This window comes from Shewanella sp. 125m-7 (assembly GCF_052977045.1).
Genome location: NZ_JBRILQ010000009.1, coordinates 37,299 through 63,187 on the forward strand (window position 1 = coordinate 37,299; position 25,889 = coordinate 63,187).

General features: G+C 42.4%; 23 protein-coding genes. 15 read left to right on the forward strand and 8 right to left on the reverse strand.

Annotation, left to right across the window (positions count from 1 at the left end; all coding sequences use genetic code 11):
* Positions 1-204: 204 nt before the first annotated feature.
* Positions 205-1,431 carry a multidrug effflux MFS transporter gene (locus tag ACVBIL_RS06320; RefSeq protein WP_447166134.1) on the reverse strand — a complete coding sequence of 409 codons (1,227 nt, stop codon included), beginning with the start codon at positions 1,429-1,431 and terminating at the stop codon, positions 205-207.
* 499 nt (positions 1,432-1,930) lie between these two features.
* Here ACVBIL_RS06320 and ACVBIL_RS06325 point away from each other — a divergent pair, with 499 nt between their 5' ends.
* Positions 1,931-3,814: a choice-of-anchor I family protein gene (locus tag ACVBIL_RS06325; protein WP_447166135.1), complete on the forward strand. Its 1,884-nt coding sequence runs from the start codon at positions 1,931-1,933 to the stop codon at positions 3,812-3,814.
* A 227-nt stretch (positions 3,815-4,041) separates the two neighbouring features.
* Here the strand turns inward: ACVBIL_RS06325 and ACVBIL_RS06330 are convergent, their stop codons facing one another.
* Together ACVBIL_RS06330 and ACVBIL_RS06335 are read right to left on the reverse strand one after the other, a co-directional pair.
* Entirely contained in the window at positions 4,042-4,380 is a 339-nt protein-coding gene (locus ACVBIL_RS06330) for a DUF5335 family protein (protein ID WP_447166136.1), read from the reverse strand.
* Between the two features lie 456 nt (positions 4,381-4,836).
* Positions 4,837-5,196 carry a hypothetical protein gene (locus tag ACVBIL_RS06335; protein WP_447166137.1) on the reverse strand — a complete coding sequence of 120 codons (360 nt, stop codon included), beginning with the start codon at positions 5,194-5,196 and terminating at the stop codon, positions 4,837-4,839.
* Between the two features lie 238 nt (positions 5,197-5,434).
* On the opposite strand from ACVBIL_RS06335, the gene ACVBIL_RS06340 reads away from it, so the two are divergent.
* A complete protein-coding gene (locus ACVBIL_RS06340) occupies positions 5,435-6,187 on the forward strand; it encodes a Nif3-like dinuclear metal center hexameric protein (RefSeq protein WP_447166138.1) in 753 nt (250 codons plus the stop codon).
* A gap of 93 nt (positions 6,188-6,280) precedes the next feature.
* Here ACVBIL_RS06340 and metG read toward each other — a convergent pair whose 3' ends face one another.
* Positions 6,281-8,320: a methionine--tRNA ligase gene (gene metG, locus ACVBIL_RS06345; protein WP_447166139.1), complete on the reverse strand. Its 2,040-nt coding sequence runs from the start codon at positions 8,318-8,320 to the stop codon at positions 6,281-6,283.
* 160 nt (positions 8,321-8,480) lie between these two features.
* On the opposite strand from metG, the gene apbC reads away from it, so the two are divergent.
* The 8 genes from apbC to ACVBIL_RS06385 all read left to right on the forward strand — a co-directional run bounded on the left by apbC (position 8,481) and on the right by ACVBIL_RS06385 (position 14,906).
* On the forward strand, positions 8,481-9,596 hold the full coding sequence (gene apbC, locus ACVBIL_RS06350) for an iron-sulfur cluster carrier protein ApbC (protein WP_447166140.1): 1,116 nt from the start codon (positions 8,481-8,483) through the stop codon (positions 9,594-9,596).
* An 11-nt stretch (positions 9,597-9,607) separates the two neighbouring features.
* Entirely contained in the window at positions 9,608-10,246 is a 639-nt protein-coding gene (udk, locus tag ACVBIL_RS06355) for a uridine kinase (protein ID WP_447166141.1), read from the forward strand.
* Positions 10,247-10,323: 77 nt separating this feature from the next.
* Positions 10,324-11,181 carry an aminodeoxychorismate lyase gene (pabC, locus tag ACVBIL_RS06360; protein WP_447166202.1) on the forward strand — a complete coding sequence of 286 codons (858 nt, stop codon included), beginning with the start codon at positions 10,324-10,326 and terminating at the stop codon, positions 11,179-11,181.
* The gene (mltG, locus tag ACVBIL_RS06365; protein WP_447166142.1) at positions 11,178-12,185 is read left to right on the forward strand and encodes an endolytic transglycosylase MltG; all 1,008 of its coding nucleotides are present in this window, start codon (positions 11,178-11,180) and stop codon (positions 12,183-12,185) included. The genes pabC and mltG overlap by 4 nt, the downstream gene beginning before the upstream one ends.
* A complete protein-coding gene (tmk, locus tag ACVBIL_RS06370) occupies positions 12,182-12,820 on the forward strand; it encodes a dTMP kinase (RefSeq protein ID WP_447166143.1) in 639 nt (212 codons plus the stop codon). Before mltG ends, tmk begins: the two co-directional genes overlap by 4 nt.
* Before the next feature lies 1 nt (position 12,821).
* The gene (gene holB / locus ACVBIL_RS06375; protein WP_447166144.1) at positions 12,822-13,739 is read left to right on the forward strand and encodes a DNA polymerase III subunit delta'; all 918 of its coding nucleotides are present in this window, start codon (positions 12,822-12,824) and stop codon (positions 13,737-13,739) included.
* Between the two features lie 6 nt (positions 13,740-13,745).
* Complete coding sequence (locus tag ACVBIL_RS06380) at positions 13,746-14,072, forward strand: PilZ domain-containing protein (protein WP_447166145.1); 327 nt, start codon at positions 13,746-13,748, stop codon at positions 14,070-14,072.
* Positions 14,073-14,117: 45 nt separating this feature from the next.
* The gene (locus ACVBIL_RS06385) at positions 14,118-14,906 is read left to right on the forward strand and encodes a TatD family hydrolase (RefSeq protein WP_447166146.1); all 789 of its coding nucleotides are present in this window, start codon (positions 14,118-14,120) and stop codon (positions 14,904-14,906) included.
* Between the two features lie 233 nt (positions 14,907-15,139).
* On the opposite strand, the gene rsmF is transcribed toward ACVBIL_RS06385, so the two are convergent.
* Complete coding sequence (gene rsmF, locus ACVBIL_RS06390; RefSeq protein WP_447166147.1) at positions 15,140-16,579, reverse strand: 16S rRNA (cytosine(1407)-C(5))-methyltransferase RsmF; 1,440 nt, start codon at positions 16,577-16,579, stop codon at positions 15,140-15,142.
* Positions 16,580-16,647: 68 nt separating this feature from the next.
* Between rsmF and ACVBIL_RS06395 the strand changes: the two genes are divergently transcribed.
* Complete coding sequence (locus tag ACVBIL_RS06395) at positions 16,648-17,874, forward strand: nucleoside recognition domain-containing protein (protein WP_447166148.1); 1,227 nt, start codon at positions 16,648-16,650, stop codon at positions 17,872-17,874.
* An 83-nt stretch (positions 17,875-17,957) separates the two neighbouring features.
* On the opposite strand, the gene ACVBIL_RS06400 is transcribed toward ACVBIL_RS06395, so the two are convergent.
* From ACVBIL_RS06400 to ACVBIL_RS06410, 3 genes are read right to left on the reverse strand one after another with little or no spacing between them, the layout of a single operon-like run.
* A complete protein-coding gene (locus ACVBIL_RS06400) occupies positions 17,958-20,588 on the reverse strand; it encodes an MlaD family protein (protein WP_447166149.1) in 2,631 nt (876 codons plus the stop codon).
* A complete protein-coding gene (locus tag ACVBIL_RS06405) occupies positions 20,566-21,207 on the reverse strand; it encodes a paraquat-inducible protein A (RefSeq protein WP_447166150.1) in 642 nt (213 codons plus the stop codon). Before ACVBIL_RS06405 ends, ACVBIL_RS06400 begins: the two co-directional genes overlap by 23 nt.
* Positions 21,194-21,826, reverse strand: a complete 633-nt coding sequence (locus ACVBIL_RS06410; protein ID WP_447166151.1) for a paraquat-inducible protein A — start codon at positions 21,824-21,826, stop codon at positions 21,194-21,196. The genes ACVBIL_RS06405 and ACVBIL_RS06410 overlap by 14 nt, the downstream gene beginning before the upstream one ends.
* A gap of 185 nt (positions 21,827-22,011) precedes the next feature.
* On the opposite strand from ACVBIL_RS06410, the gene ACVBIL_RS06415 reads away from it, so the two are divergent.
* From ACVBIL_RS06415 to prc, 4 genes are all read left to right on the forward strand, one after another.
* On the forward strand, positions 22,012-22,299 hold the full coding sequence (locus tag ACVBIL_RS06415; protein WP_447166152.1) for a YebG family protein: 288 nt from the start codon (positions 22,012-22,014) through the stop codon (positions 22,297-22,299).
* Between the two features lie 82 nt (positions 22,300-22,381).
* Positions 22,382-22,846 carry a GAF domain-containing protein gene (locus ACVBIL_RS06420; RefSeq protein ID WP_447166153.1) on the forward strand — a complete coding sequence of 155 codons (465 nt, stop codon included), beginning with the start codon at positions 22,382-22,384 and terminating at the stop codon, positions 22,844-22,846.
* A 288-nt stretch (positions 22,847-23,134) separates the two neighbouring features.
* Positions 23,135-23,770, forward strand: a complete 636-nt coding sequence (proQ, locus tag ACVBIL_RS06425; protein ID WP_447166154.1) for an RNA chaperone ProQ — start codon at positions 23,135-23,137, stop codon at positions 23,768-23,770.
* A 33-nt stretch (positions 23,771-23,803) separates the two neighbouring features.
* Positions 23,804-25,846 (forward strand): carboxy terminal-processing peptidase, encoded by a 2,043-nt coding sequence (gene prc / locus ACVBIL_RS06430; RefSeq protein ID WP_447166155.1) that lies wholly within the window; start codon positions 23,804-23,806, stop codon positions 25,844-25,846.
* The last annotated feature ends 43 nt before the right edge of the window (positions 25,847-25,889 follow it).

Here is a 25,889-nt window from a genome sequence, read left to right on the forward strand (position 1 = left end):
TATGGCAAGATGGGCGAGATAACCAATTGATTTAAAAGATGGCAAGCGGTTTAACTATGACTAGCAGGTGCTTTAATGAACAAACTCACTTCGCCATAAAACCAAGCTTTGCATTTAAATACAAAGCTTGGTTAGCTAAAGCTATCATTGTTAACGAGTCCTGATGTCAGATACATATCCAAGTATGTCGTTGCTTTACGCTAGTTACTCCACAATGGTTGCAGGCTCGTGGCGGCTAAGAAATTGACACAAACCGACTAAGAGGACAGCAGATAACATCAATGCTGAAAACGGTACCGCTGTTCCAGTATAAAACAAGGCGAGAAGTGGGCCCGCTAAGGCACCAAACCCAAAGCGTAGAGTGCCAATAACCGCCGTTGCGGTGCCAGTTTCCTTCTGGAATTTCATTAGCACTATGGCATCTGCGTTAACCGACATCACACCTAGGCAAGCCATTAGCGGTAAAAGCATGATCACGGTAAATACGTAGTTTAGCGATAATAAGTTAACCGTTAACAATGCGATACCAGCGATGGCACCAAAAAATGTCGATACTTTCAGCATACGCTTTGAACCGTAACGACTAACGATTCGACTATTGACAACATTGGCTAACATTAATGCACCGACGTTGGTACTAAACAAGATGGCAAAAAGAGATTTATCTAAGTTAAACACTTCCATATATACAAATGGCGATGCGGTTAAATAACAGAAAAAAGCGAAAGAAGTTAATACACCACTAGCGATATTTAATTTAACGCCTTTTTTGGTAAACACAGTGGCATAAGCACCAAAAAAGGATTGTTCACTACGACTGACGGTATCTTTATCACTGGGCATTTTGAGCTTTAAGCTGACCAATATAAGTAAGATAAAGGCGTAGAATGCCAAGATGAAAAAGATAAGTTGCCACTCTCCTAGCTCTAAAATCAAGCTACCAATACTAGGTGCTATTAAAGGGGCTAACATCATGATTAAACTGATATAAGACATACCCTTTGCGGTGTTTTTTCCATAGAGTTCTTTGATATAACCAGGTACGACGACAGTTGCCGATGCGCCAATAAACGCTTGAGCGAAGCGCAATGTTAAAAAGCTTTCAATTGTGGTTACAAACGCGAGACCTAAGCTTGTAAGCATAAAACCCGTTAACCCTAATAGAACCAATCGTTTACGGCCGAATTTGTCTGCAAGCGGACCAAAGCACAGCATACCCAATGCATAACCGGCTAAATATAAGCTTAATGATTGCTGCACAATTGTAATATCGGTACTGAAGCTCGCGGCCAGTGTCGCCATGGCTGGCAAGTACATATCGATTGCAAGTGGAGTAATTGCCACTATTGCGGACAGCATCGGGATCAGCAACGCCAAACTTGCGCCAAATGGGTGCTTGTTAACATCTAATTTCGCGGGTGAGTTTTTCAACGGTACCTCAACATAATGGTGCAACCTACGAATAGTAGGCTTTATGGTTATCTATTACAGCTTTGCTATATAGGGGAGGGCAAAAGAGTTTGCAGAGAAATCCCAATCTGGTGCTGAACTGTGTTTGGTCTGGTGGTGCTTACATTGCCGACTAAATAGCTGCGGATTACAGATTTAGCGAATGAAAGGAACACCTCAAATGTTTCTAGGTGTCAGATATAAATATCTTAGCGCTTTAAACTTAATAATCAATCCTTGTTGAGCTTTATCTTCAGCATTAGAGCAGGCAATTTGTAAGCAAACATCTTTGTCTTATCCAGTATCTCATTTCGCTAACTAGTACTTTTATTTTCCGTTAAAGATTGTCTCAAAAATGTCTTTTATCTGTCATCTTTGCGTCTTTTGTTAGACCTAAATTGGGGCTTTAAACAATGCTTGTGTTTACAAGTCGTCGATAACGCCGACTTTCTTACCCTGAAGATGGATGAAAGGAATAATAATGAATAATCAATTTAAGCTGCTTCCCGCTTTACTTGCAGCTTGTTGGGTTAGCGCTTGTAGTGATGATGGTGATCAGGGCGCGGCTGGCCAAGATGGGATGAATGCGCTCGTGTCAGTCTCAGAACTTGCACTAGACAATGACGAATGTCCATTAGGCGGACAAATGCTGACCACAGGATTAGATTCAAATTCAAATGGTATGTTAGATGACAGCGAGACCGATACGACTCAAACTCAGTATCTTTGTAAGGAAAGTACCAATGGCTCTCAAGGGGGGCTAACCGCAGAGTTGATTGGCCGCTATCAGAGTCATATTTACGGATTAAGTGCTGCAGAGATTGTTGATTTCCATGTGGACTCAAAACGCATCTTTGTCGTGAACGCTAAAAGCGGAAAAGTCGATGTATTAGATGCTTCGAGCCTTAATTTAGATAATGCAGTGACTGATTCAGGCGCTCTAGCGCTCAATAATGTCAGTAAGCTTACAGAGATAGATGTTAATGCAGACTTAAACTTACAGGGTTTAGGTGGTGTAAATAGTTTAAGTGTATATGACGATCTACTTGCTGTAGCAATTGAGCGTTCAGATACTAAAGGTAATAGCAAACAAGGCCGTGGTTATATTGCATTTTACCGTTTAGACACTAGTGGTGAAGCTCAATTAATACAGCAGGTTGAGGTTGGTTACCTGCCTGATAATGTCGTTTTTAATCGAGACGGGTCATTGCTGTTAGTGGCTAACGAAGGTGAGCCTAATTCAGCGTATAATGTCGATCCTGAAGGCAGCATTTCAGTGATTGAAATCAAAGATGGCACTCCTGAAGCTACAGCGACAGAAATGGGCTTTACAGCGTTTAATGTTGGCGCTTTGAGAGAAGATGAAGTGAGTCCATTAATTAAAGTGAATGGACCCGGGGCGAGTATCGCTCAAGATCTTGAGCCAGAATATATTGCTGTAAGCGAAGATAATACTAAAGCGTATGTGTCGTTGCAGGAAAATAATGCCATTGCAGTGATTGATTTAAACAACAAAGTCATTGAGTCATTATTACCGCTTGGACTGAAGCATTATGGTCTTACTCAGAATAAAATTGATGCCAGCGATAAAGATAGTCAAGTTAATTTTGTCGCCTATGAAGATGTGTATGGCATGTACCAGCCAGACACCATTCAGAGTTATCAATGGAAAGGCAGTAATTTTATCGTCACTGCGAATGAAGGCGATGCACGAGATTATGATGGTTTTTCTGAAGAAGCACGAGCAGACGATTTAATACTTGACGCTGCACATCCGCAGTTACTAGCTGCACAAGACAAAACTCAGTTGGGTCGGTTAAAAGTCACCACAAGTATGGGGGATAATGATAACGATGGAGATATGGATCAAATCATTAGTTATGGTGCACGCTCTTTCTCTATTTGGGATGAGCAAGGTAATCAAGTTTTTGACTCAGGATCTGACTTTTCAAGGATTACTGCTGCCACGCTTGGAAACCAGTTTAATAACAATAATGATAAGAACAAGGGTGATAGCCGTAGTGACGATAAAGCCGGAGAGCCTGAAGCACTAGCTGTTGGCAAGATTGCTGATAAGCATTACGCCTTTATTGGTCTTGAGCGCACCGGCGGCTTTATGATCTACGATATAAGCAATCCTTTTGCTGTCAATTTTGTTGATTATGAGATCAACCGAGACTTTAGTGCAGATTTTGAAATTAATACCGATACTGGCGACGTGTTAGGTGATGCGACCTTAGCAGGCGATTTAGGGCCTGAAGGAATGAAGTTCATTGCTGCTAAAAATAGCCCAACGACAGAGCCTTTACTCGTTATTGGTAATGAAGTCAGCGGAACAACGAGCATTTACGCTTTAAACTATTAATAAGCGCATGTTTCATTGGCTGAAAATATCATTAAACAGGGGGCTAATTGCATTGAATAATAAGGAGGATTGATAGTGATGCTGGGTCGCTATGGTTCAGCACTTATTGTGGATAAAGACCGCTAAGCTAGCGGTTAGAACCATTATAAATATTGAATCATAGCGAAACTTGCGCCAAAAACGATAACAGGGCTACCGAGTTGTATTCTTATCACATGTGACAAACATTAAGAGTTAAAAGTAATGATTGTACTGGTATTCGACACGTTTATAATTTCCAGTGAAATCACTTTGCCATTTTCATCTTGTTGTTGCCATATCACCTTTGGATCACTAATTGTATGGCTGTAATCGATAGCATTCTTACCTGTGCTAATCGTAAGCTTGTTTCCTTTATTTACAGGATCATAATCAATGGCTAATAGAGGCGAAGCATCTGCGAGAGGTTGTTCACCCGCGGCCATGCCTATCGCTTCTATCGTCATCAAACGGCCTTTATTACCATTGCTGAAGGTAACGAAGTGATCCAACCAATCTGCTTGAGGCAATTGTTTAGGTTGTTGCATAATTGCTTATCCTATTGTCAAATTTATGATGCTGCTCGAAGATAAAAGCCTTATAAAAATCTAAATAAATATAGTACAGCATACTTTCATGGGCAAGGCTCCTATGGGCAAGAAATCCATGAGTAAGATATCGAGTGAGTGTTATGACAACAGGTGGCCATTAATGCTCTTGCTACCCAATATAGATCCCGAATTGATATTAGCAGCTTGTTTTCTTGCACCGTATTTTCCACCTAATAGGGGTTATACCAATCGTATTGAAGATGTGATTGGTATTATTAAGCGATAGATAAAAATGTGTCAGAGTCAGCAGTGTCGATAGAGTTGTTCACGACGTAAGATGGGCATTACATGAAATAATAAAAAACTCCGTGACTTTATAAAAGTGACGGAGTTTTTTATTTATCCAAGCCTGAAAATGTTAAATGGCTAAGATAGCTTTTAAACGATAGAGGTTTAGAAACCGCGAGGTAATTGACCTTTACCCGCTAGCTTTTCACGCCAAAGCTCTTTAGGCGTTTTACCACCTTGATTAACACTGCTTTTAGCTGCAGGCGCAGCGGCTTTCTTAGCCGGAGCCTTTTTAACCGCAGGCTTTTTGGCGACTACAGCTTTTTTCTCAGTTGTCGCTTCAACGGGTGCGCTATCGCCACCGAACTCCGCTAACATTGCTTCTAAATCACTAAAGCGTAAAGACTTACCGCCATCGATTTTGTACCAGCTACCTTTCTGTTCAATTTTAACAGCTTGGCCATCACGCTGAGTTAATGCTGTCTCAAGTGAGCTGATAACTTCTTCTTTGGTCAGTTTTGACATAATAATAACCTGTTTATTTTTGTGTGTATTTGAAGGCTTGTAGTGATTTTATCGTTTAATGTACCGTAAAGTCCAATTTTAGCCGGAACTGGCTGTACTTCTGCGATGTTTTGCTCAATTAGTGAGTTAAAGTGGTGCAATGATTAAGCTATGATGCAACTTTAATCGAATGCGACTTAACTGTATATTTGCCTTAACAATAAGTTAAAATACATTTTTTGCTACTCTCGGCGGATTTATGACTCGGACCGAATTAGGCCAGTATTTGGCAAACTATTTACAAATTTCTAACTTTAAAGATTACGCACCCAATGGTTTGCAAGTCGAAGGTAAGTTAGAGATAAACACTATCGTGACTGGTGTGACTGCGTGTCAGGCATTGATTGACAGAGCGATTGAGCTCAATGCCGACGCTATTTTAGTTCACCATGGTTTTTTTTGGAAAAATGAGCCCGAAATTATTGTGGGTATGAAGCAAAAGCGCATTAAGGCATTGCTTGCCAATGACATCAGTTTGTTTGGATATCATTTGCCGTTAGATGCCCATCCTGTTGTTGGCAATAATGCACAACTAGCTGAAGTCCTAGGTATAAGTGACGCCAAGGTCATTGACGGTGTGGCTCAAGGACTAATGTGGCAGGGAAAACTTGATGCCCCGCTAACGGCCAAGGCTTTGAATCAACAGATCTCAGATAAGCTGAATCGTCCTAGTCAGCATTTGGGTGAACAAGACGCTATGGTCAGCACTGTTGCTTGGTGCACTGGTGGCGCTCAGGATTATATCGATATTGCTGCTAGCATGGGCATAGATGCATTTATCAGTGGTGAGGTGTCTGAGCGTACTTATCATTGCGCTATCGAGCAGGGCATTCAATATTACGCTGCCGGTCACCATGCCACAGAACTTTATGGTATTCAGGCCTTAGGTGCACACTTAGCCAATCAGTTTGGGATTAAGCATCACTTTGTGGATATTGTGAATCCAGTGTAAATATTAGCAATAGTAAAGTTAAACAAGAGACATTAAAAAGCCGCTATTTAAGCGGCTTTTTGGTATTTGGCGGTTACCCGCTGTATATAAGCGTTATTTTACTTTCATACCTGGCTGGGCGCCTTCATGAGGCTCCATGATCCAAAGATCTTTACCGCCAGGGCCAGCTGCTAATACCATGCCTTCTGATACACCAAAGCGCATTTGACGCGGTGCAAGGTTAGCCACCATAACCGTTAGTTTGCCTTCTAGATCTTCAGGAGCATAAGCAGACTTAATACCGGCAAAAACTTGTTTAGTTTCACCGCCTAAATCGAGCTCAAGTCGTAAAAGCTTGTTGGCTTCTTTAACATGTTCAGCCTTGGCGATACGCGCGATACGTAAATCTATCTTAGCGAAATCTTCAAAGCTGATTTCCTCACTAATTGGATCTTGTTCAAGCGGCGTTTTAAGTTCTTTTTTAACTTCAGGCTCTGCAGCCACTTGTAGGTTTTCTTTTGACGCTTCGATAATTGCTTCAATGCTCTTCATCTCAACGCGCTGCATTAAGGCTTTGAACTTAGCTATTTCGTGACCCGCTAAATCAACATCGATATTATCCCAGGTCAGCTCCATCTGTAAGAAGGCTTCTACATCTTGGGCAAGCTTAGGCAATACCGGCTTTAGGTAAGTCACTAGAATACGGAACAGGTTAAGTGCGTTAGTACAAACCTGATGCGCTTCTTCTTGCTTAGCGTCATCCTTTACTAACTGCCATGGTGCTGCATCAGCAACATATGCGTTAGCAATATCGGCTAGCGCCATGATCTCGCGCATGGCTTTACCGTATTCTCGAGTCTCGTAGAAGTTGGCAATAATCTCTTGCTTGGCTAAGAAACTTGTCGTCAGGCTAGTATCAGCAATTTTTGCTAGCTTGCCGTCAAAACGCTTAGAGATAAAACCTGCTGTACGTGAAGCAAGGTTGACTAGCTTACCGACCAAATCTGAGTTTACGCGCTGAGCGAAATCTTCAAGGTTTAAATCGAGATCGTCAATTCTGCTACTTAGCTTGGCAGCGTAATAGTAACGTAGATATTCTGGATCGAGATTATCAAGGTAAGTTCGGGCCTTAATAAAGGTCCCTTTAGACTTTGACATCTTAGCGCCATTAACCGTTACATAGCCATGTGCGTAAACACTGGTTGGTTTACGCAGGCCTGCACCTTCAAGCATTGCAGGCCAGAAGAGGCTGTGGAAGTAAACGATATCTTTACCGATGAAGTGATACACTTCAGCCGTCGAATCTTTGCTCCAGAACTCGTCAAAGTTTAGATCGTCACGCTTATCACATAAGTTTTTAAATGAACCCATGTAGCCGATTGGCGCGTCTAACCAAACGTAGAAGAACTTACCTGGAGCATCAGGGATCTCAAAACCAAAGTAAGGCGCATCGCGAGAAATATCCCATTGCTGTAGACCTTGCTCAAACCATTCGCCAAGTTTGTTGGCCATTTCTTGTTGTAGTGAACCAGAATTAATCCACTCTTTTAGCATGCCTTCAAAAGCGGGCAGGTCAAAGAAGAAATGTTCAGAGTCTTTCATCACTGGCGTTGCACCTGAAACCGCTGATCTTGGATTAATCAAATCGGTAGTGCTGTATGTCGCGCCGCAATTATCGCAGTTATCGCCATATTGGTCTTCTGACTTACATCGTGGGCAGGTACCTTTAACAAAACGATCAGGCAGAAACATCGACTTTTCTGGGTCAAACAGCTGAGATATCGTTTTGGTTTTGATATAACCTGCGTCGCGTAACTTGATATAAATTTGACTCGCTAGCTCACGGTTTTCGTCACTGTGAGTGCTATGGAAGTTGTCAAATTGAATATTAAAGTCAGCAAAATCCTTCTCATGCTCTTTTTGAACCTGAGCAATCATCTCTTCTGGTGCAATACCCATCTGCTGTGCTTTAAGCATGATTGGCGTGCCGTGAGCATCGTCAGCGCAGATATAATGACATTCGTGCCCACGTAGCTTTTGGAAACGTGACCAAATATCGGTTTGGATATACTCAAGCATATGACCCAAATGGATTGGACCGTTAGCGTACGGAAGTGCACTAGTGACGAGGATTTTACGTTGTGAATTTGCCATCTTTTCTCAAAATCGCTGGGAACCTAATTAGAATGGCATAGATACTAACCGATCCAATAGAGAGTTTCATTAAAAGCTCGCACAAGTGCATTAAATCTAGACTAATGTTTGCCAGAATATCTGGTACAATTGCGCAAATCATATTTAGGGGGTCAGCATTTTGTCTTCAACTCATCCAAATTATCATCTTGACGATGATCTACTTAGCCCGGTATTGGCGATTCTCGATACGTTTCAAGATACATATTTGAACAAGAGTTTGTTAAGCGCGGGCATGGTCACCAAGCTTGCGATTGAAGGTAAGCGACTGCAGCTTGGCCTATGTTACTCATACCCATGTCAGACGCAGTATCGTGACATCGTGATGGCAGTGACTAAAGAGCTAGCTGTATTGGATGCAATTGACGAAGTTGAATGTGAAATTGACTTCCAACCTGAAACCGTTTCAGCGATTAGTGCGGTTGAGCCACTGCCGAACATTAAGCAAATCATTGCTGTTGCATCGGGCAAAGGTGGTGTAGGTAAATCAACAACGGCTGTAAACCTAGCGTTAGCATTGGCCGCAGAAGGCGCAAGTGTCGGTATCTTAGATGCTGATATCTACGGCCCATCGATTCCAATGATGTTGGGTGTTGCAGATTTCAAGCCGGTCTCGCCAGATGGCAAGATTATGACATTTGCTCCAGCGCACGGCATTGCAGCACAATCGATAGGCTTTATGCTAGATGGCGATCAAGCGGCCGTATGGCGCGGTCCTATGGCGGCGGGCGCATTAGTGCAGTTGCTGACTGAAACTGAGTGGCCAGAGCTGGATTATTTAGTGATTGATATGCCACCAGGAACCGGTGACATTCAGTTAACGCTGTCACAGAAAGTACCTGTTAGCGGCGCTGTGATCGTAACGACCCCGCAGGATATCGCTTTAGCAGATGCTAAGAAAGGCGTGAATATGTTCCAAAAAGTGAACATTCCTGTACTGGGTATTGTTGAAAACATGAGCTTTCATCTTTGTCCTGAATGTGGTCATAAAGACCATCCATTTGGCGCTGAAGGTGGTCAGAAAATGGCGACGCGTTACAAGGTACCACTGCTTGGTCAATTGCCTCTGCAATTGAACATCCGTGAAGATGTTGACAAAGGTACGCCAACAGTCGTGGCTGATGAGACGAGTCAAGTCGCTGGTATTTATCGTGAAATCGCTAGAAAGGTCGGGGCACAGCTTGCGTTATGTCAAGCACAGCCTAAAGTATCAATTAGCATGTCTGATGACGAGTAAAGGTTAGTTTAATGAATTCTAAAGATTGTGTTGTAATTGGTATCGCGGGCGCATCTGCGTCAGGTAAAAGTCTTATCGCGAAAACGATTTATGAAGAGCTTTGCCGTGATTTAGGTACAGATCAAATCGGCGTGATTGCAGAAGATGCTTATTATCGCGATCAAAGTCATTTGTCGATGGACCAACGTGTATTGACTAACTATGACCATCCAAAAGCACTAGATCATGAACTACTTTGTACTCATCTACGTGAACTTAAAGCGGGCAATGCGGTTGATGTGCCTGTTTATAGTTATAACGATCATACTCGAACAGAAAAGAAAGTGACACTGACCCCTAAGAAAGTCATTATTCTTGAAGGTATCTTGCTACTAACCGATCCGGCTCTGCGTAAAGAGATGGACGCGTCAGTATTTATGGATACGCCGCTAGACATTTGTTTTATGCGCCGTTTATCTCGAGACGTGGCTGAGCGTGGCAGAACCATGGAGTCAGTGATGCAACAATATACAGAGACTGTGCGCCCAATGTTCTTGCAGTTTATTGAGCCATCTAAGCAGTATGCCGATATTATCGTGCCTCGAGGTGGTAAAAATCGCATCGCAACGGATATCTTAAAGGCACGCATACAACATCTATTGGTAAAATAAGAAAACTTAAAACATATAATAAGGGATCTTAGCGATTATGCATTTAACAGATATTGAAATTGATGCGTGCTTTGCTAATGCCTGAGGTTTGGATAAATGGACAGGCCAGCATGAGCGTTAATCCCCTAGATAGGGGCTTAGCTTATGGTGACGGTTTATTCGCGACAATGCGAGTAAATCAAGGTGAGATCCAGTTTTTTTCAGCCCATATGGAGCGCCTTACTCAAGGCGCTTTTCGTTTAGGTTTTCAGTGGACCCCGTCAAAAGCGCTTTGCGCGCAACTCACTACGTTGGCAAAAGTAAATCCACAGTCTTGCATTAAATTGCTGTTGACTCGTGGGACAGGCGGGCGTGGCTACAGTGTGCCGCTAAATAGACCTAATGTAGTTTTTGACGGAGCAGCATCACAAAATGCGCTTAACGTGACAGAGGTTGTGTCTGTTAGCGCGTTACCTGCACAATACCTAAATTGGCAACAACAGGGCATCAGTTTAACATGCTCAGATGTCTTACTTGGTAGGCAACCCAAGCTTGCGGGGATTAAGCACTGTAATCGTTTGGAACAAGTTCTAATTAAGTCTGCGGCATTACCGAGTCATTCTCAAGACTGGTTAGTGCTGGATTCAAATCGAAATATTGTAGAGTCATCAATGGCGAATATCTTTTTTGTTTTTGATGATAAGCTCGTTACACCGAGGATAAGCTATTCGGGTGTAGCAGGTATGATGCGTGAGCAAGTGATCTATCAACTTTTACACATGGGTCATAAGATTGAAGTAACCGATATTGCTTACGATAAACTAAGCCAAGTTAAGCATGTGTTTATCAGCAACAGCCTCTTTGAGGTTGTTGACGTGGTTGCTATCGACAATTTCACCTTTGACCGAGCAATTTGGACATCAAGTTTAAGAGAACATCTTAGTCTGACACTATGAAAAAAATAATAATTAGTCTACTCGCTAGCGGTTTTACATTATTAACATTGGGCGCAATAGGGGCATATTGGGGCTATCAGACTCTGCTAGCTTATGGCGAACAACCAATACAAGTGACTTCTGCACAAGAGCTAACCTTGAAACGTGGCACCACATTTACTCAGTTCATTACTGTATTAGAAACAGAACAGTTGATTGATGATGGATGGAAGCTTAAGTGGTTGGTACGTCTAAAACCTGAGCTCGCTCATATTCGTTCTGGCCTTTATGACGTATTACCAACGGATACGGTTAATAGCTTATTGGCCAAAATTATCAGTGGTAAAGAAAAATCTTTCGGGGTGACACTATTAGAAGGGCAAACGGTTAAAGAGTGGCGTCTGGTATTAGATCAACAAAGTCGGTTGTTGCAAGAGCCTGATGTGTTTACGCAGGTTTTGCGCGCTAATGGTGACGAGTCTGGGCTGCCTGAAGGTAAATTCTTCCCTGACACTTATCACTATCGAGCGCAAAGCACGGATAAAGCGTTACTTAACAAAAGTTATCTGAAGATGCAGACAGAGCTTGAGAAAGCGTGGCAGGGGCGGCAGAAAAATTTACCGTTAAAGTCAGCATATGAATTGCTCATATTAGCGTCAATTATTGAAAAAGAGACAGGTAAAGCCAGCGAGCGCCCTTGGATTGCGGCTGTATTTGTTAACCGCTTACGTAAAGGCATGCGGTTACAAACCGATCCGACAGTTATTTATGGTATGGGTGATAATTACAAGGGCAATATTACCCGTAAAGATCTACGTGAAACTACGGCATTTAATACCTATAGAATTAATGGCCTACCGCCCACGCCTATTGCAGCGCCTAGTTTAGCCGCGATACAGGCCGCAGCGCATCCCGCTGACGTTGATTACTTTTATTTCGTGTCACGAAATGATGGTAGCCATATTTTTTCGAAAACGCTGACCGAACATAACCGTGCAGTAAATAAATATCAGAGAAATCGATGAATACACAAACCGAAAATTCTGCCAAGTTTATCGTGATTGAAGGACTTGAAGGGGCGGGTAAATCAAGCGCTATCGCGCTGGTTAGAGATTTTATTGAAAAGCAGACTGGCCAAGCACCCATTTGCACACGCGAGCCCGGCGGTACGCCACTGGCTGAACAAATGCGAGATTTGGTTAAAATAGCCAATGAAGCCGATCCTTTGTGTGATGAAGCTGAATGCCTGCTATTTTATGCCGCTAGAGCACAACTTGTGGCAAACGTGATTAAACCTGCGTTAGCCAAAGGTGAATGGGTGTTGGGCGATAGGCACAATTTGTCGTCACTGGCATATCAAGGTGGCGGTCGAGGCCTAATGCCACTGGTTTCTACCATTAGTGATGCAACACTTAAAGGCTTTAAACCTGATTTAACCCTCTATCTAGATATTGATCCTAAGCTAGGGCTAGAGCGCGCTGCGCGTCGTGGAGAGTTAGATCGCATCGAGCAGCAAGAGATTGAATTTTTCGATCGAACTCGTGCAACCTTTCTGTCATTTGCTGATAGCGATGATTCAATAAAAATTGTCGATGCAAGCCAAAGCATGGCAGAAGTTCACAAAGACATTATCGCGCTTCTGCAGCAACAGAGTTGGTAAGATGACATTGCTTCCTTGGCTGCAAGACATTATCAAGACATTCTCTATGCAGTTACAAACTAAGCGGGTAGGTCATGCTTACCTTATTGGCATGGATACTGGCTATGGTGGAGAACAATTAACGCTGGAGCTGGCCAAGGCTGCACTTTGCAGCCAAGTAGGGCAATCAGGCAGTTGCGGTTTTTGTAAATCATGCCAGCTTATTGAAGCGAACAACCATCCTGACTTGTATCGAGTTGAAGCTGATGGTGCACAGATTAAAGTGGACCAAATCCGCACTCTTTGTCAAAAGCTAACCATGACACCGCAGCAAGGCGGTAAACGTATCGCGGTGATTTTAAATAGCGAACGTTTAAATCAAGCCTCGGCGAATGCATTGCTGAAGACGCTAGAGGAGCCAGGTAAAGACACGATTTTGTTCTTACAAGCTAACTCACCCAGTCGTTTGCTTGCAACCATTAGCAGCCGTTGTCAGCGTTTGCATTTAGAGTTACCCAGTAAGTTCGTAGTGAAAGAATGGCTTAAAAATCAGCTGTCAACAGATGAGGATCTAACTTGGTGTTTACCTGTAGTTGGTGGGCCTTTAGCTATTCTCTCTGCGGTAGAAAGTGGGCGTGACAAGGAGTTGGTCGCATATAGAAAAGGTTGGCTACAAAGTTTGTCGTCTGGGCACCTGTGTGATAGTTTAATAAATGTTAATGAAAAGCAAATTTCTGATGCGCTAAACGTTTTATATTTAGTGCTGCATCGTATTCTAGTTAAAAAGCAAGATATTGACCCGATAACTAGAGCACTACTAGCGAATTTTGCCGCTAAAGTGATGCTAATAGAAACGCGCTTGTCGGTGATGCCAAACGTTAATTCGTTAGCATTATTTGAGGGATTAACTATCGAGTATCATCAGCTAATGAGCCAATAAAAATCTATGACTAATCTTGTTGTCAAATTTGAATCTTTACAACAGCTTTACCGAGCCTATATGCCTTTTATCAAGCCTATTGGCATGTTTATTAGTAGTGTTGAAATTTTCACTCTTGGACAAGAAATCATGGTTCGCTATCAACTACCAGGGGGCTTACAGCATCACGAATTTAAAGGCTCTGTGATATGGATTAACCCATTGGGCGCATCGGGTGGGCGTCCAGCAGGAGTCGGGGTTAAAATCCTGTCTGAGCCTGACTTTCATAAACACCATATCGAGCAACTACTTTCAAGAGAGTTGGCCTCAGGAGATTTGACCTGCACCATGTAGCTGGTTAGACTTGCTGTCCTTTTTGTTGTTTGTTGGATTTTCTCCGTGCTTATCGATTCACATTGTCACTTAGACCGCCTAAAAACTGCGCCCGATCAGGCGTCACTCCAAGAAATCATTACCGCAGCCAAAGCGCGTGATATCGCCTATTTTTTATGTGTCAATGTTAGGCAGCAGGGCTTTACTGATATGAAGCAGAAAATGGCAGCGTTTGATGAGGTCTTTTTATCAGCGGGTGTACATCCACTAGATGTTCAAGACGGTTTAAACATTGAGGAAGTTGAGCGATTTGCCCGCGATGAGAAAGTTATCGCGATTGGTGAAACGGGTCTCGATTACTTTTATGCTAATGAAACTAAAGCTCTGCAGCAACAGTGCTTTGAACAGCAAATAGACTTGGCTGTTAAAGTGAACAAACCTTTGATTATTCATACTCGTGATGCACGAGAAGACACGATTAACTTTTTAAAGCGTGGCAATGCTGATAGCGTTGGCGGCGTTTTACACTGTTTTACCGAAAGTTGGGAAATGGCCAAAGAAGCTCTCGACTTAGGTTTTTACATTTCAGTATCCGGTATTGTGACCTTCAAGAATGCAGGTGATTTAAGAACGGTGATCAGAAAGGTGCCTAAAGAGAGGTTGTTAGTCGAAACCGACTCGCCTTATTTAGCGCCAGTACCTCACCGTGGTAAAGAGAATCAACCTGCATTTGTGCGTGATGTGGCAGAGTTTGTCGCTGAGCTTAGAGGTGAAAAGTATCAAGACTTGGCACAATACACCACTGATAACTTCTTTAACTTGTTTAAAGATGCCGCTCGCTTAACGGGTCGTTAATTCACTTTAAGCGGGTTAAATGGCAGACAAAAAAAGACCCAAAACTATTCCAATTGTTCTGGGTCTAGGGGAATGGCTCACTAGGAGCCGTGCGCTACTGTTATTACCGCTAGGTAAAATAAGGTACGTTTGCATCTCTGCTAAAGACTAATGATATAGAGTGTAGACTAGCATTAGAGATAATGGGTGGTTATTTTGCGGTCAACACCACCCAAATGTAACTTTTTGTGTTTCTATGGGTAAAGTGCAATCTTATCTTTGACTAAGTCCCGGGGAAGATTGTTTTTCAGTTTATTGCCTAGATGCTTGGCAACACCAAGTGGATTAGCGGCATAGCTGACAATGACCTCTCCTTGAGGCTTAACTTTTTCCGCTACACTGATATCACGCCCCATTAAAAACTCTTTAGCTTGTTCGTCGCTCAGTTCAAATCGGGTCGGTGATGACAATGCTAAGATAGCTTCATGTCGTACTTTATAGCCTTTCTTCAATGCATCTGCGAGCTTGATCCCTATTCGCTGGAAGCGCATCTTACCTATGAGCGGCAGAACCGCTTTAGGAAATAACCAAAACTCTAAATCGCGAACCATAATAGTGCCATCTATGGGTAACTCTATCGCAAAGGTATCTTTAAAATACGCCGTTAATTCATCAATCTGTTTTGTCTTTGCTGCAGAAAATGGGAAGTTCTTTTGCGTTTTAGGCTCAGCAAGAGTACGTGGTACCGCCGACACTTTACGGATTTTGGCGACAAAGAAACCTTCGCTATCGTAAATTTGTGGCCATACATGTAAAAAGCCTTCCTCGGTACAGGCCTTATCAGCATGGGGAAATAGTTCATTTAAAGACATAAACTCTACCGCTTCAGCAAAAGTCGCCTTTAAGTGATGACAGACGTCTTGGTTTTCTTGGCGGCTCAAGGCACAGGTCGAATACACTAGGCTACCACCGAGCTTTAAGGCAAGAAATGCGGATTCTATTAAGGCTTTTTGAGTGGCAACAATGCCTTTGTTGTCATTATTATCCCAGTTTTTTAACGCGTCAGGATCTTTACGAATGGTGCCTTCGCCACTACAAGGCGCGTCGAGTAAAATCGAATCAAATGTTTCGAATAGATATTCACCGAATACTCTCGCGTCAAAATGGGTGAGGGCACAGTTAGAAACGCCCATTCTCGCAACGTTAGCGTGCAACACTTTTACACGGCTTGCTGAATATTCATTTGCAACTAATAGCCCTTGATTGTTCATCAGTGCGGCTATTTGTGTGGTTTTTGACCCCGGTGCTGACGCCATATCCAGTACGCGAGTATCTGCTAACGGATTAAGCGAACACTCGTTTAGTGGTTTTGAGTTAAATAGCGCTGTTGGAGGTAGCATTGAGCTGGCTTCTTGAATATAAAATAAGCCTTGTAAGTGCTCGATAGTATTACCTAGCTGTACATCATTGCTTAGGCTTATCCAAAAACCATCGTTACACCAAGGGATTGCATCAAAGCTCCAGCCCTTTGCTGACATCAAATTAATAAAGTTTTCGGTACTAATTTTGAGCGTATTAACCCGAATAGAAAGACGCAGTGGTTTATTGCTGTAGGCAATAAAGTCTTCCATTGAGAGGTGAGATGGGAGGTCGCGTTCAATGCTATCGAGAAAATTCTGATTAAAATGAGCCATATGTCGAAGATAATGCGGTAAAGTAATGGGATTATAACAGATTAAATAACTGATAAGAGGGAACTTGGGTGTTAAATAAGATCTGGTTTGGCTTTTTTGCAACAGCATTAATTGCGATCTTGGCGCAAGTGCTTACGGGCCAAACTCAAGTGCTTTCTGAAAGTGTGAGTGCCATATTCTCAAGTTCAAAGTTAGCCGCTGAAATCGCGCTAGGCTTGGTAGGCGTATTGTCTCTATGGATGGGGTTAATGCGTGTTGGTGAAAAAGCGGGCGTTGTAGCCTTGTTTTCGAAAATCTTTGAGCCGCTTTTGTCTAAATTGATGCCGGAAGTACCAAGAGGGCATCCGGCTTACGGCAGTGTAACCATGAATCTCACTGCCAATATGCTGGGGCTTGATAATGCGGCCACACCGTTAGGTTTGAAAGCGATGCAAGATCTGCAAACCCTAAACTCTAATAAGAGCGTGGCAACCAATGCTCAGATTTTATTTCTAGTCCTAAATACCTCCTCGATTACCTTAGTACCTGTGACGGTATTTCTGTATCGTGCCCAACAAGGGGCGGCTTCGCCAGCCGATATTTTCTTACCGATTTTACTTGCGACAACGGCGTCGACCCTTGCGGGTTTGACGGTTGTTGCCCTAGTGCAAAGGCTGTCTTTACTTAATGCGGTTGTACTTGGCTACGCGGGGGCGATTTTATCTGCAATTATTGGTTTGGTGTTTTATTTAAGTACGCTAACTGTATCGGCCATCGGTGAAGTGAGTACAGGTCTTGGCAACGGGATTTTATTACTGCTTATTTTTAGCTTTGTATTGGTTGCTGGAATACGAAAAGTTGCTGTTTATGATGAGTTTATAGAAGGCGCCAAAGACGGCTTTGCCCAATCAATAAAGCTTATCCCTTATCTGCTTGCTATGTTATTGGCAATTGCATTGCTGCGAGCATCTGGCGCGCTTGATTATCTTTTACAGCTGATAGCTGGGTTAGTGGCATTTGCTGGTGGTGACGTACGTTTTGTTGATGCAATGCCTACTGCAATCATGAAGCCTTTTAGTGGCTCTGGGGCAAGGGCAATGATGCTAGAAACCATGCAACATTATGGGGTAGATTCTTTTGCAGGTCGCTTAGCGGCAATTTTACAAGGTAGTACTGAAACGACTTTTTATGTTTTGGCGGTTTATTTTGGTGCGGTTGGGATCCGCAATGGAAGACATGCTCTAGCCTGTGGATTATTTGCTGATTTAGCGGGGATTATCGCTGCGATACTGGTTTGTTATCAGTTCTACGGCTAAATAGGTTCTGCTGTGATTGAAGGCGGTAAGATAAAAACGCGAGGCTAATGCCTCGCGTTAATTTACTTGATAGTGTCACACACTTAATGGATGATGGGTATTTGTACCGGAGACCAGCTCAACCATTCAGGATCTATTTTTGAGTTCAACATAAAGGATTGTTGAGCTGAGATTACATTGTTTGCGGTGGTTGTCGCCTGCGTCGCAACGCCAATTCCACCCGCTAAAATAGTTTCTAGTGAACCCGTTTCTATTTGCGCACCGGAAAATAAGCCGACATCAACTTTCACACCTGATAGATCCCAAAATACGCTGGTTTGGTTCACTAGGTGTTTATATCTGTTGTTGATGTGAACTTGCATAACCACACCTGTACCTTGCGCAGACAACTCATAACTATCGACTTGGCCTATTTTTATCCCTCTAAAGAAAATAGCGGTACCCGCTTTAATTGAGCCTAGGGTAGTGTTACTTAAGTTAAAGGTGAGGGCATCGTTTAAGTTATGAAAGGGTCTTTCAATTTGACCAATAAAAGAGGTCGACTTATATATGCTTTTACCTGGGAAAACTTCTATATAAGGGCCAGTAATGAGCGTTTCTGGCGCCTTTATGCCGGCTAGAGAAATATCTGCGTCAACAATTGAGTAAGCTGCGTCCAGTTGATTAAAGTTAGCAGCATATTCACCATATAAATAGGCTGTGACATTTAGCTGCTTTAAATCCTTGCCTAAGGTTACCGATTCAACTTCACCCACTTTATGGCCCAAATAACGAATTGAGGCCTTGCTTGCTAACTTAACCGTTGCTGGAAAGCTGAGCCTGATCTGCCGCGCCTGACTGAGTGCAAGAAATTTGTTGTCATAAAGGGCTGTGCCATTGGCGACTTGCCCTGTCTTAAGTAGACCAAGACTAATCCCGCCTTTTAACGCGCCCATTAACGGCGCGACTTCGATTTCTACACCACTTAAACTGGCATTGATTGATAATGCACTGTTGCGCCAAAATACTGTTCGTTCAGTCAGTAAGCTTGTAAAGTCACGTTGGATAGCGATATCGATGGCAAAGTTATTGTCTATGGCTTGCCACTCAACATTGGCAACAGAGCCAATTTGCATCTTTTTATAATAGATTGGTGAACCTTTGGATAAGTCGGCAGCATCTTGATTGATTAGACGTTTTTTAATCAAGTTTTGGTTACTAAAGAAGGTGTTCGCTTCATCATTGCTACTGAAGACGAACAGCGAATCACCACTCTTAGTGAGAGCTTTATTTGAGCCTCTAACAAGGCTTAACGCACCACTTGTGAGTGTGTTAAGGTCTCGGGTAGTTACTTTTACCCCTTCTAGGCTAGCATCTATACTAAGTGCTGATTCAGCGATAAAGTAACTGTTTTTACTCACGAGACTCGAGAAGTCAGCATCAATTTCAACTTGATATTCAACTTGGGTGAAATTATTGTTCAGTTTACTATCGAGCACTTTACCAATCTTAATTTGCTTGTAGCGGATCTCTGCGCCGGCGCTTATGCCTGGGTTGGTATCTGAATGTAAAGCGATGAGTAGCTTATCGATATGCTTTGGCTCGGGGGCTTGAGTTAATAACTGATACTCTTGTTTAGCAGCGCCTATGCCCGGTATAAAGTTAATGACACTTCCTGTTATTAATCGCTCAGGATGCTTTATACCTGAAAGTGAAATTTCTGCACCCTCTAACCAAAAGTCTGCACTTTCGGTTAGTAATTCTTGATAGGTACTGTCTATTCTTGCTGTTAAAACAATGCCTTTATCACTTAACGACTTCTGCGTTACTTGACCAATTTGAATACCACGATAAACGATAGCCGTATTTTTAGAGACGGACTCTGCACCACTGGCCAGAAGTGTAAACTGAATGCCACCTAAAGCATCATCTTGGCTATTGTATAACCTAAACTCATGTTTATTCTCGGCAGGCTCTGAGCTAGAGTGTGAACTAAAGGTAATTCCACCTGCAAGAATTGAGGCTAAGCTTTCACTGCTGACTTTGATTCCAGAAAGGGACGCATCTATGCTGATCCCCGATACATTCCAAAATTGTGAATCAACTTTTACCAGCTCAGCATATTGTTGTTGAATAAAGGCGGTTACAAGGATCTGTTTAGCACCTTCAAGGTGGTAGCCTACCACTTGTCCTACAGGAATTTGTCTGTAAAACACTGGAGAACCAACATCAAGCGAACCTAATTGCTCAGATGTAATATGGACGATAAGGCCTTTTTCACCTGGGGTAATGACGGGGGCCGTGGTTTCTGCTTCAAAAAAGGTTCTTGACTCGCCTTTACCGGGTAGGATGCTGATGTAGTTTCCAGAAAAAAGTGTGTCTAACCCTTCTATACCAGTAATCGTTGCTTTAGGTTTAACCAGCCAAAACTTAGTGCCTTGATTGATAAAAGGAGCAGCTCGATAATCCATCACCACTTTTACATTTACCCCTTGCAGGTCGTCATCAATACTCATATCAACGACTTTACCAACCGTAAGACCTTGGTACTTAACTAATGTTTTACCAATGTCCATCCCGGTAGCACTAGGAAAATGAATGGTAACGTCAATTCCTGACTCTCGTATGCTTTTTACACCGAGCCAGGCACCTAATGCGAGTGCAATGATAGGCAGTAACCAAATCGGTGAAAATAACTTTTTCTTTACGATTTTAGGCGCTTGTACTTGAGTCATCTTTAGCTTCCAATCTATCCCAGAGTAAACGGGTATCTATAACTTTTGCAGCAAGCTGCGTGAGTAAAATAACTAAGGCGAATGCAGTTGCCGCAGGAGCGGGCTTGGCATCTAATAACTGTCCCATATTAACTACGGCGACAGTGAGTGAAATAACAAATAGGTCTAGCATGGACCAGCGACCAATCCATTCGATAAAATGAAAGCCGGTCATGAGCCTCTTTTTCGATATAGGCAGTTTAAAACTGATTGCCGAGAGGTAGATAGTTAGCCCGACAATTTTTAGAATAGGGACCAGAATACTGGCAGTAAACAAAATGATCGCAATAGGGATCATATCTGTTTTTACCAAATGAGCGATGCCTGAAAAGATGGTATCTTGGGTTATGCGGCCCTGATTGGTGAGTGTCGTAATGGGATAAATATTAGCAGGGAACAGCAAAATCGCCGCAGTGATCAGTAGTGCCCAGCTTTTTTGTACGCTGGCATAATCTCTAACTTTAAGCGGCGCATCGCAGCGGCTACAGGTTGCGGATTTACAACATGTTATCTTATGACACGTTGGGCAAGATGTTAAACCAATGTCTTTACCTAGGGTCGGTGTATCATTTGTGCTCATCAAGAAAGCTCCACATGTGCTCTAAATCATACTCTCGCATTAAAAATAACGTCATAACAAACAGCATGGTAAAGCAAAATGTGCCAAACCCAAAAGATACACTGGCAAAGTCGGCTAAGTTAAAGGCGGCAACTAAAAAGCTAATGACATAAATTTCTAGCATGGTCAGCTGCGTGAGCACCCCTTGAATTTTTAACAACTGCTTTAACGTTGTTCTAAGGATTGGCGACTGGAGCCCAAGCTTAATGATGAGTATTTGAGACAAAATTGAGATTAACAATAAACCTGGAGCGACAACTGCGGAAATTAATACCGCGATCCCCACTAACCAATAACCTTGTAGATAAACAGAGAGCGCGCCTTCAATTACTGTCGTCGTTCTCATACTGCCTAGAAACTCAAGCTCTAATACCGGGTATAGATTTGCCGGCGCATAAAAGAAAACGGCAGTTAGGCAAAGGGCTAGCATACCGTTTATTGAACAGTATGGAGTATCGTAAAGTGGCGTGTGACATCGTGGACACAGAGCTCGTACCCCGGTGGGCAGAGCGCGCTTCCTTATGACTAAGTCGCAGGACTGACACAAAGTAACACTATTATCTACAGCTTCCATTCCCATCCGTTTTTATACCTAAGCATACACAATAAGCCTTAAACAAATGTTATCGGCTTTGTAATTCACGTATGCAATTGAAAATATTGGTCCATTAACATGATAAGTTTATCAGATATCTAAGAAAACTTGCATAAGAAGTTCAATCTATGAGACTCTTTACTGTATATAAAAACAGTGTGAGGTTCGGTATGGCCGTTGTAACTCAATTTGTAGTCGTTAGAGAAGGGGTTGAAAAGATGACTTTTACATCTAAAAAGGAGGCTGACGCCTACGATAAGATGCTAGATATCGCTGACAACCTAATCCCATTCCTAAGTAAGAGTGACTTGGGCTTAGAGGAAGCGAATATTGAAAAATTAAGCTTTTTCTTGGCTGAGCATAAAGAAGACTTACAGACTTTACTTAAAGGTGGTTCTTTAGAAAAGAAAGTAGCAACAAAGAAATTAAGTAAAAAAGCTGAAAACAAGGACGTTTAATAAAACTCTTTGTTCAATAGCCTCAGTTTGTTGTTAGAATGTTGTGGTTGTATACGCTGCCTCTGGATTAAACTGTTAGGGAATGTTAATTGTGAACGCTTTTTATGACATATTGAATCGTCAAGTTCTCGCACTACTAAGCGGTGAGGATGACTCCATTGCTGCTTTAGCTAATTTTTCGGCATTGTTAAATGATAACCTCACTGATATTAACTGGGTGGGATTTTATTTGCTGAAAAATGAGCAGTTGGTACTCGGTCCTTTTCAAGGCAAAGTAGCCTGTTCGCGAATTCCCGTAGGAAAGGGCGTGTGTGGTACCGCTGTTGCGACTAATACCACGCAGCGGATCGGAGATGTTCATCAATTTGTTGGCCACATTGCTTGTGATAGTGCGAGTAATGCGGAGCTAGTTGTGCCCCTGAGACAAAATGGAACTGTTATTGGTGTGCTAGATATTGATAGCCCATCGTTATCAAGATTCAGTGAAATTGATCAACAAGGCATAGAAACTTTGGTTAAAAGTCTCGAAATTTGCTTATTTGGTTAATCTACGACCAATTATCGCTAATTGTAGGTCGCAATCATTTGAAGCCTCTCTATAATAAGCGGTTTGAGTAATGAAAAAAAACAGACCCGTTTACATTCGGCGAATGAATGGATAGAGTTTGTAGTTTGTTGTTGCTAAGGTAGGTTTGGTTTTAGAGTGAAAAAACAAATGTTAACGATTTTTCATTTGTGATTTGAGTTCTGATCAGACAAATATAAACGACACATTAACTGATACTTGCATTAGTGCTTGTCAGTGGTGTCCCTTTTTTAAACTGTGGAAGTAAAGATGGAATCAACAGAAAAGTTGACCGATACCAACGCTATTCTTGCGTATTTGTACGAAACATTTCCTTTATGCTTTATAGCTGAAGGTGAAACTAAGCCATTAAAAATTGGGTTGTTTCAAGATTTAGCGGAAAGGTTAGCTGATGATTCTAAAGTCAGTAAAACTCAGCTCAGAATCGCGTTAAGAAGATACACAAGTAGCTGGCGCTACTTAAAGTGCGTTAAAGCAGGCGTACAGCGTATTGATTTAGATGGCAATGCTTGTGGTGAACTCGAACAAGAGCATATTGACCACGCGGCAGCTACACTAAAAGAAAGCCAAGACAAAGCTAAGGCTAAGCGCGTTGCGCAAGCAAAGGCGGCTAACCCTGCTAAAGTGGCAAAAAAGCCAGTTAAGAAGCCTGTAGCTAAACGTCCTAAGCCAGCTCAAAGCAGCAAACCTGCAAAAGAGCCTGTAGTAGCTGAGAACTTAACCCCTGCTGTTTTAGCTGAGCTGAAACAGAATCAGCGTGTTAATGTCAAATTAGGTAGATCGCCAGTCGCTGGTGTGATTTTGGACATTAAAAAAGAAGATGTTCAAGTTCAGTTAGACTCAGGTTTAACGATTAAAGTTAGAGTTGAGCACATACTGCTGTAATGGCTTAAAAGCACCTAAAGGAGTAACTTGTTGATGCGAAAACTTTCTCTGGCAGTATCTATTGCCGGTATATTTGTCGGATTCTCGGCATGGGCTGTTAGCCCAACTATTCAATTCAGCGAGTTGCCCGCTCTTAAGCAAGAGCCTCAGCACCAAGTTGCCAGTAAGCGTGTGACAGGGCTTTTCACTCGTTCACACTATCATCGCTTTGATATGGATGATGCTTTCTCTGAACAGGTATTCAATCGCTATTTAAAGCAATTAGATTATCGCAAGAATGTTTTGCTGCAATCTGATGTCGACAGCTTCAAAGGTTATACAACCGAATTTGATGATATGTTGAAAAGCGGTAACCTAGATCAAGCTTATAAAATGTTTGAGTTGGTTCAGAAGCGCCGTTATGAACGATTTGCCTATGCGTTGTCGTTACTTGATGAAGAAATGACTTTTGATCTGCCTGGCGATAAGTATGAATACGATCGTAAGGACGCAAACTGGCCAAAAAACCAAGCTGAATTGAACGAATTGTGGCGCCAACGTGTTAAGTATGACGCGTTAAACCTTTCCTTAACGGGAAAGAACTGGGATGAAATTGTTGAAGTCCTTGAGAAACGCTATAACAATTCAATTAAGCGTTTAAGCCAAACTCACAGTGAAGATGTTTTTCAGGGCGTGATGAATGCATTTGCCCGCACTGTTGAACCACATACCAGTTATCTTTCACCTAGAAACGCAGAACGTTTCCAGATGGAAATGAACCTGAGCCTAGAAGGTATTGGCGCCGTACTTCAAGTCGATGATGACTATACCGTGATTAAGAGCCTCGTCGCAGGCGGCCCTGCAGCATCGAGTGAAAAACTGTCTCCAGAAGATAGGATCATTGGTGTTGGTCAGGAAGGTAAAGACATTGTTGATGTTATCGGCTGGCGTCTTGATGACGTTGTCGAATTGATCAAAGGCCCAAAGGGCAGCAAAGTTGTGCTAGAAATTCTACCTAAGAAAGGTGGCACAAATGCTAAGACATTTGAGTTGACTATCGTTCGCGATAAGATCCGTCTAGAAGATAGAGCGGCAACATCAAAAGTCATTGAGCCTACAGATGGCCCTTACGCTAACCGTAAAGTTGGTGTAATCCAGATCCCAGGCTTTTATATGGATTTGTCGAAAGACGTCTCTAAAGAGCTGGCAGAATTAAAAGAGGCTAACGTTGAAGGTATCATCATAGACCTTCGTGGTAATGGTGGTGGTGCATTAACAGAAGCGACTCTACTGACAGGTTTGTTTATCGAACAAGGCCCTGTAGTACAAATTCGAGACGCAAACGGCCGAGTATCGCAAAATCGCGATAATGATGGCCGCGTGACTTATGACGGTCCATTAACCGTTATGGTTGACCGTTATAGCGCATCAGCTTCGGAGATTTTTGCGGCGGCATTGCAAGATTATGACCGTGCATTAATTGTAGGTGAATCTACTTTTGGTAAAGGCACTGTGCAGCAGCATAAGAGCTTAGGCCGTATCTATGATATGTACGAAAAACCGATTGGGCATGTGCAATATACCATTGCAAAGTTCTACCGGATCAACGGTGGTAGTACTCAGCTAAAAGGTGTTACCCCAGATATTCCGTTCCCAAGTGCGTTAGAGCCTGGTGAGTATGGTGAAGCTGAGGAAGAAAATGCCTTGCCATGGGACAAGGTTCCTGTCGCTCAATATGGCACCTTGGCTGAAATTTACCCGCAGTTGATTACAAGTCTTGATGGTAAGCATAAAGATCGTATTAAGTCTGATGTTGAATTTGGTTATATTTTCCAAGATATTGCTGAATTTAAAGAAAATCATGATGATAAAACTGTTTCTTTAGTTAAGAGTGAACGTTTAGCCGAACGTGATGAAAACGACAAGAAACAACTTGTGCGTGCTAACGATAGACTGGTACGTGAAGGCCAAGCAAAAGTGACGTCACTTGATGATATACCTGATGATGTAGAAGTTGCTGATGCTTTCTTAGATGAAACCGCATACATCACTTTGGATCTAGCTGATATTGAAAAGTTAGCCAAAAATCAAAAATAATCGTATAGAGATAATAAAGAAACGCGCTTAATGCGCGTTTTTT

What these genes read in the sequence shown, in the direction of transcription:
- ACVBIL_RS06415 (WP_447166152.1), top strand. Translation starts at nt 22,012, where the DNA reads ATGGCCGTTGTAACTCAATTTGTAGTCGTTAGAGAAGGGGTTGAAAAG.
- ACVBIL_RS06410 (WP_447166151.1), bottom strand. Translation starts at nt 21,826, where the DNA reads ATGGGAATGGAAGCTGTAGATAATAGTGTTACTTTGTGTCAGTCCTGC.
- ACVBIL_RS06380 (WP_447166145.1), top strand. Translation starts at nt 13,746, where the DNA reads ATGACTAATCTTGTTGTCAAATTTGAATCTTTACAACAGCTTTACCGA.
- prc (WP_447166155.1), top strand. Translation starts at nt 23,804, where the DNA reads ATGCGAAAACTTTCTCTGGCAGTATCTATTGCCGGTATATTTGTCGGA.
- holB (WP_447166144.1), top strand. Translation starts at nt 12,822, where the DNA reads ATGACATTGCTTCCTTGGCTGCAAGACATTATCAAGACATTCTCTATG.
- ACVBIL_RS06400 (WP_447166149.1), bottom strand. Translation starts at nt 20,588, where the DNA reads ATGACTCAAGTACAAGCGCCTAAAATCGTAAAGAAAAAGTTATTTTCA.
- metG (WP_447166139.1), bottom strand. Translation starts at nt 8,320, where the DNA reads ATGGCAAATTCACAACGTAAAATCCTCGTCACTAGTGCACTTCCGTAC.
- mltG (WP_447166142.1), top strand. Translation starts at nt 11,178, where the DNA reads ATGAAAAAAATAATAATTAGTCTACTCGCTAGCGGTTTTACATTATTA.
- ACVBIL_RS06335 (WP_447166137.1), bottom strand. Translation starts at nt 5,196, where the DNA reads ATGTCAAAACTGACCAAAGAAGAAGTTATCAGCTCACTTGAGACAGCA.
- udk (WP_447166141.1), top strand. Translation starts at nt 9,608, where the DNA reads ATGAATTCTAAAGATTGTGTTGTAATTGGTATCGCGGGCGCATCTGCG.
- rsmF (WP_447166147.1), bottom strand. Translation starts at nt 16,579, where the DNA reads ATGGCTCATTTTAATCAGAATTTTCTCGATAGCATTGAACGCGACCTC.
- proQ (WP_447166154.1), top strand. Translation starts at nt 23,135, where the DNA reads ATGGAATCAACAGAAAAGTTGACCGATACCAACGCTATTCTTGCGTAT.
- ACVBIL_RS06325 (WP_447166135.1), top strand. Translation starts at nt 1,931, where the DNA reads ATGAATAATCAATTTAAGCTGCTTCCCGCTTTACTTGCAGCTTGTTGG.
- tmk (WP_447166143.1), top strand. Translation starts at nt 12,182, where the DNA reads ATGAATACACAAACCGAAAATTCTGCCAAGTTTATCGTGATTGAAGGA.
- ACVBIL_RS06420 (WP_447166153.1), top strand. Translation starts at nt 22,382, where the DNA reads ATGTTAATTGTGAACGCTTTTTATGACATATTGAATCGTCAAGTTCTC.
- pabC (WP_447166202.1), top strand. Translation starts at nt 10,324, where the DNA reads ATGCCTGAGGTTTGGATAAATGGACAGGCCAGCATGAGCGTTAATCCC.
- ACVBIL_RS06340 (WP_447166138.1), top strand. Translation starts at nt 5,435, where the DNA reads ATGACTCGGACCGAATTAGGCCAGTATTTGGCAAACTATTTACAAATT.
- ACVBIL_RS06405 (WP_447166150.1), bottom strand. Translation starts at nt 21,207, where the DNA reads ATGAGCACAAATGATACACCGACCCTAGGTAAAGACATTGGTTTAACA.
- ACVBIL_RS06330 (WP_447166136.1), bottom strand. Translation starts at nt 4,380, where the DNA reads ATGCAACAACCTAAACAATTGCCTCAAGCAGATTGGTTGGATCACTTC.